Source organism: Proteiniphilum sp. UBA1028 (genome assembly GCF_002316955.1).
Classification (GTDB): Bacteria; Bacteroidota; Bacteroidia; order Bacteroidales; family Dysgonomonadaceae; genus Proteiniphilum.
On sequence record NZ_DCEN01000084.1, the window covers coordinates 3,464 to 10,448 of the forward strand.

Below are 6,985 nucleotides of genomic sequence, written 5' to 3' on the forward strand. Positions count from 1 at the left end.
CATCTTCGGCCTGATAAAGCGATTCCTTCAGAGGGTGATGTTCAACTGATGGTGCGCTTTCTGCTGAAAGAAAAAACTTCCTGGGCAGAGAAAGGCTTTGAGGTAGCATGGGAACAATTCACGCTGAGAGATGGACTGGCAGATCTAAGAAACAACAGGGATACTCGGCTGAGTGAAAAAATAGTTGCGTCGGCAGAAGGGGATGTGTTATGCATCGGTAATGACAATTTCAGCATGCAGTGGGATATGAAAGCGGGTACGCTGTCGTCCCTGAGATATGCGGAGAAAGAGCTGTTGGCCTCCAACGCTGATCTGCCGGGACAATTTACCACGCAGGCTTATCGCGCACCGGTGGATAACGACCGGGGGTTTGGGAGCTGGCTGGCAGCCGACTGGGAGAAAAATGGCATGGGTGTTCCGGTTATTTCCACTGAAGAAACAGGGTGGAGGAGAATGCAGGATAACAGGATTGAGATCACCACCACAAAACGAAACAGGTATATAAACGGCTCAGTTCTGACACACGCTGTCTACACCATTTCGGGTGACGGTTCCATCGATGCTGCGTTCAGGTTTATTCCGGAAGGTGAACTGCCCGAACTGCCCCGTCTCGGCATTGTGTTGTCGCTGAATGGCGCACTTGAAAATTATACGTGGTATGGACTTGGACCCCATGAAAACTATAGGGATCGTAAAGAATCGGCCTTTGTAGGGTGTTGGAAATCAACCGTAACGGATCAATTTGTAAACTATCCATTTCCACAGGAGAATGGAAACAGGGAAGAAATACGGCAACTCACGCTGAGAGACGACAAGGGCAGCGGAGTAAGCATCACAGCGCTTGACAATTCGTTTTCGGCTTCTGCGCTGCACTATCTGGCGACAGACCTTGTCGGTGCAAGACACAGCCATCGACTTGCACCCCGTGCAGAAACCATCCTGTCGATCGATGCCATTCAGATGGGACTGGGCAACAGCAGCTGCGGCCCGGGAGTGTTGACCAGATATGCTGTGGAAAAGAGAGAACAGCGGCTGCGCTTCCGGATTTCCGGGTACAAAAACAGATAATCTGCGTCATTTCAAAAACAGGATATAATTTCAGGGTTATTCGTATGCGAATCAGACATTTTTTTAATATTGCTATTTTATTGTTGTGCACTCATTTTTTTTCACTTTACGCACAGCAAAATGACACTCCGCAGACAGTTATCAGGTATCTGTCGGGAAAGGGTGCCTCCGATGCGGTGGAATGGGATTTTCTGGTCTCTGAAGGAATGAACGCCGGGGAATGGTCCAAAATAAAGGTACCTTCCTGCTGGGAGACACAGGGATTCGGCCAGTTTCAGTATGGGATGTCTTTCTATGGCAAAGCGTTTCCTGAAGGGGTTGCCAAAGAGGAGGGGATGTACAAATATGAATTTGATTTACCCGCGGAGTGGAGAGATAAGCATATCGGCCTGGTTTTTGAGGCTTCGATGACCGATACCGAGGTCAGGATAAACGGTGTAAAGGCGGGACCGAAACATCAGGGAGGATTCTACCGTTTTTCATACGACGTAACCGATCTGCTGCGATATGGTTCAAAAAACCTGTTGGAGGTATCGGTGAAAAAAGAGTCGGAGAATGCTTCGGTGAATCTTGCTGAGCGGAGGGCCGACTTCTGGAATTTTGGTGGGATCATACGGCCGGTATTTTTAGAGATCAAGCCGGCCATCCATCTGAAAAGAACGGCTATCAATGCAAAGGCCGACGGTGCTTTTGTGGCGGAATGCTATCTTGGCAAGGCAGCACCCGGGAATTTGAGCATCCTGGCAGAAATTTTCACAGCTGACGGCAAAAAAGTTGACGAGACAAGCTCTTCGCTGAGAAACGGGAGCGACCGCTTTACGCTCAGTACGCATTTATCTTCACCAGAATTATGGACAGCGGAAACGCCCCATCTTTATACTGCACAATTCAGCCTGCTGGATGAACACAACAAAGTACTGCATCAGACTCGCGAGAAGTTTGGTTTTCGAACCATCGAAGTGCGGGAAAGCGACGGATTGTATATCAACGGAACGAAGGTAACCATCAAAGGGGTTAACCGTCACAGCTTCCGTCCCGAGACAGGAAGAACACTCGACCGCGAGAAAAATTATGAGGATGTGCGCCTGATCAAAGAGATGAATATGAATGCTGTGCGCCTTTCCCATTATCCTCCCGATCCCGAGTTCCTGGAAGCTTGCGACGAGCTGGGACTGTATGTGATGGACGAGCTTGCGGGATGGCACGGAAAATATGATACACCTACCGGAAAAAAATTGATAGAATCGCTGGTTACACGCGATGTGAATCACCCCTCTGTGGTATGGTGGAGCAATGGCAACGAAAAAGGGTGGAACACGGAACTGGATGGTGAGTTTCATCTGTGGGATCCGCAGAAACGGCCGGTATTGCACCCTCAGGGAAATTTCGGCGGTTTTGAAACCATGCATTACCGCTCCTATGGCGAGACGCAGGAGTATATGAGGCTTCCTGAGATATTTATGCCGACCGAAATATTGCATGGGTTGTATGATGGAGGCCATGGCGCAGGGTTGTTCGACTACTGGGAATTGATGCGCAACCACTCCCGTTTTGCGGGTGCATTCTTATGGGTTTTTGCCGACGAGGGAGTAAAAAGGGTCGACAAAGGAGGATTCATCGACAATCAGGGTAACTGGGGAGCTGACGGAATCCTGGGCCCGCATCACGAAAAAGAGGGTAGTTTTTACACGGTGAAAGAGGTGTGGTCGCCTGTACAGATAATGAACAAGGAGATAGAGCGTGAATTTGACGGCAAGCTGACAATTGAAAACAGGTACGATTTCACCAATCTGAATGAGTGCACCTTCCGGTGGGAGCAGGTTGCTTTTCCATCTTTGGAAAATTCAAGAGATAAGGTGAAAATCATAAGGAGCGGAGAACAGAAAGGAAGCAATATAGCCCCCCACTCAAACGGTACACTGTTGATAAATATGCCATCGTTCAACAAGGAAGTGAACGGGTTGTTTATTACTGTAGTAGATAAGTCAGGTAAGGACTTATGGCGCTGGAGCTGGGCGATTAAAGAAGAAATGATCGCCACCGACCCTGTAAGTACAGGAGGCAACAAGCCGACCGTCAGCAACGAGGGAGAAATGATTGTTTTTTCCGCTTCAGGCAGATCCTATTCATTCAGTAAGGAGGATGGATTGTTGAAAGAGGTCAGCGTGAACAGCCGGAAAATATCATTTGGAAATGGCCCCAGGTTCTACGGTGTGCGGAGGGGCGACAGATCTTTCGACCAGTTTTACAATCATGACGATCCGGATGCCAGAAGCAAGGAAAGAACCTATGTGAAATTTGAGGACGCCGGCCGTCTGGATACTTTGTATGTAGAAGAGGAGGGAAACAACATGATCCTTCATGTTCACTACAAGCTGGGAAATATGCAAAAAGCGGAATGGTGCGTGATGCCCGATGGAACGCTCCGCCTGAACTACAGATATCGTTTCGATGGAGTGGTGGATATGATGGGTATTCAGTTTGATTATCCTGAAAACAAAGTCAGAGGAAAAAGGTGGCTTGGCGACGGCCCCTACCGTGTCTGGCAAAACAGACTGCATGGAGCCGTCTACGGCCTCTGGGAGAATGAGTACAACGACCCCATTCCCGGGGAATCGTTTACTTATCCCGAGTTCAAGGGATATTTTTCGAATACGAAATGGATGAATATCGAGACTGAGGAGGGGACAATCTCTATTGATAACAGAACTCCTGACGCCTATATGGGTGTATATCAGCCGCGTGATGGCAGGGATAAACTACTTTATACCTTTCCTGAAAGCGGATTAACGATACTTGATGTCATACCACCTGTGCGCAATAAGGTGAACACGACAGACCTGATAGGCCCCTCATCGCAGCCTGTATGGGCCGCTGGAGAGAGAGAGGGGGTTGTTGTGTTCAGGTTTGTAGGTTTGTAACTTAAGTCCCGCATCTCCATCGGATTGGGATAGATAGAGCTAAAGATTAGACCTCGCAAGGTATTGCAAGTCGGGGGGGTAGCCCTATAGGTGCCATGCGAAACTTGAATTAGTAAGTTTCTAAGTTGATAGGTTGGCGTGTTTGGAAGTTTGCAAATTAACAGGATAGTGCAGAGTGTAAGCAAAGACTTGTTTAGAATATGGATGTTACCGTAAAAAAAATAAATATTATCGCACTGTTTCTCCTGCTGCTGATACCGGGAGGATGCGTCAGCGTGGCTCAGAAGGTCTCACTTGAGGAGCAGTTCAGTAATCCTCAGCCTGGTGAAACGGACCCCTGGACATTTTGGTACTGGATGTATGGTGCCGTGTCGAAGGAGGGGATCACTGCCGACCTGGAGGCTATGCGCGATATTGGCCTTGGAGGTGCATATCTGATGCCAATCAGAAGCAACGCGGAGAACAAGACGTTCGCATATTCTCCGGCTTACGATCAGCTTACCCCCGAATGGTGGGAGCTGGTTCGTTTTTCCATGGAGGAGGCAGACAGGCTGGGACTGAAAATGGGGATGCATATCTGTGACGGATTTGCTTTGGCCGGAGGTCCCTGGATCACGCCCGAAACCTCGATGCAGAAAGTAGTATGGAGCGAGACGGTTGTGGATGGGGGAGAACTGAAAAATCTCCTGTTGTCTCAACCGGAGAGTTACGCGGGTTTTTATCAGGACATCGCACTTTTCGCTGTGCCGTTTGAAGATTATCGCACCACCGATGACCTGCGGCCGATGGTTACTTCCAGCACCGGGGATAAGACACCCGGCTACCTGGCTGACAAGATGGGTTCGGAGACTTTCAGAAGTTCGGAGCCGTGCTGGATTCAATACGCGTTTGATGAGCCTTTCCTGAGCAGGTCCATTCACATTGTACCGGGAGGGAATAATTTTCAGGCGCAGCGGATGTCCGTCCATGCAAGCGATGATGGAATCAGTTTTCGAAAGATAAAACAGCTTGTTCCTCCACGTCAGGGTTGGCAAAACGGTGATGAAAATTTCACCTATTCCATCCCCGCAACCGAGGCACGCTATTTCAGGTTTTACTGGGATCCGTCGGGAACCGAGCCGGGTGCCGAAGATCTGGATGCTGCGAAGTGGAGGCCTAACCTGAAAGTGGATCATATTTTCCTTTCGGGGGAACCCAAAACAGATCAGTTTGAAGGGAAAAACGGCTCCGTCTGGCGGGTAAGCAAAAGAACCTCCGGTGATGAACTGCCTGATGAGGTTTGTATTGCTGTGGAAGATATTGTGTCGATACCATCCTCATCGCTGAACGGCAATTTGCTGAATACAAAGTTGCCCGAAGGTAAATGGAAAATTGTAAGGATGGGACATACCTCTACCGGCCACATGAATGCAACAGCAGGAGGTGGCAGGGGCCTGGAGTGTGATAAGTTCAGCTCAGAATCGGTAAAAATTCAGCTTGAGAACTGGTTTGGCGCTGCTTTTGAAAAAACCGACCCTGTACTGGCACGGAGGGTGTTGAAGTATATGCACGTAGACAGCTGGGAGTGTGGCAGCCAGAACTGGTCGGTAAATTTCCTCACCGAGTTCCGGAAGCGCAGGGGCTACGATCTTTTCCCTTATCTGCTGGTTTATACCGGTATTCCGGTAGGCAGCGCAGAAACGACGGAGGCTGTGCTGCACGATATACGGCAGACAGTTGCTGAACTGGTGGTGGATGTGTTTTATGCAACCGTTTCAGAATTTGCACGCGATTATGATTGCGAACTGTCGGCCGAATGCGTATCACCCACCATGGTGAGCGACGGGATGATGCACTACAGGGAGGTCGACAGGCCCATGGGTGAGTTCTGGCTGAACAGTCCCACACACGATAAGTTTAACGACATGCTGGATGCCATCTCCGGTGCGCATATCTACGGGAAAAATATTATTCAGGGCGAAGGGTTCACGCAGCTCCGTACTATGTGGAACGAGAATCCGAGAATGATTAAACCCTTGTTGGACAGAAATTATGCGCTTGGACTGAATAAGATATTCCATCATGTCTATGTGCATAATCCTTATGTCGATAAATATCCCGGCGTTACCCTCGATGGCATCGGCCTCTATTTTCAGCGTGATCAGACATGGTGGGGTCAGGGTAAAGCGTGGGTTGATTATATCAAACGAAGCCAGACGATGCTTCAGCATGGAAAACCGGTGGTTGATATAGCCCTGTTTACCGGCGAGGAGACTCCCCGTAGAGCGCTCCTTCCGGAGAGACTGGTAAACTCTCTTCCCGGAATCTTTGGTGAGGAGAAAGTCAATTTGGAAAAAGAACGTCTCGCGAACGAAGGACAACCGCTGAGGGTTGAACCGGTAGGGGTGACTCACTCGGCAGGAGTGTCCGATGCCGGGGCGTGGATTGATGCATTGAAGGGATACAAGTATGATTCGTTTAATAAGGATGTGTTGTTAAACTATTCTCATATGAGGAACGGGAAGCTTGTTACGTCAGGAGGCATGGAATACTCCGTGCTGATATTGCCGAAACCCTATCCGTTGTCGCCCCATGGTGAGTTTATGAGCATTGAGGTGGCCGAGAAGATAAAAGAGATTCAGGAAAAAGGGGTCACGGTGTTATTGGGTGACAGGCCCGTCAAGGTACCCGGTTACAACGGTAAAACAGGGATGAGTAAAAATGAGAAGCGACTAAAAGAGCTCACGGATCGTATCTGGTCGGTTCCGGATGAGTACCTGTTGCCCTATAACAGTCCGGATTTAAGTCGGTTTGGCCTGGAAAGGGATCTTGATCTGAACGGGGAGGAAGAGATCGCATGGACTCACCGTGCAGGAAAGGAAGTGGATATTTATTTTATCTCCAATCAGAAGGAGGAGTACCGTAATCTGAATATCTCCTTCAGATGTGCAGACAGGCAGCCCGAGCTCTGGGATCCGGTGACGGGAGAAAGGGAGAATGCGGAAAAGTGGATGGTT

General features: G+C 49.2%; 3 protein-coding genes. All 3 read left to right on the top strand.

Going from position 1 to position 6,985, the window contains the following annotated elements; all coding sequences use genetic code 11:
- A partial coding sequence (locus B3Z75_RS13400) for a beta-galactosidase small subunit family protein (RefSeq protein WP_294072768.1) occupies positions 1 to 1,068 on the top strand: 1,068 nt, incomplete at its 5' end.
- Positions 1,069 to 1,112: 44 nt separating this feature from the next.
- Positions 1,113 to 3,989, top strand: a complete 2,877-nt coding sequence (locus B3Z75_RS13405; protein WP_294072771.1) for a glycoside hydrolase family 2 protein — start codon at positions 1,113 to 1,115, stop codon at positions 3,987 to 3,989.
- Positions 3,990 to 4,189: 200 nt separating this feature from the next.
- Positions 4,190 to 6,985 (top strand): glycosyl hydrolase (locus tag B3Z75_RS13410; protein ID WP_294072774.1); only part of this gene is annotated, 2,796 nt, incomplete at its 3' end.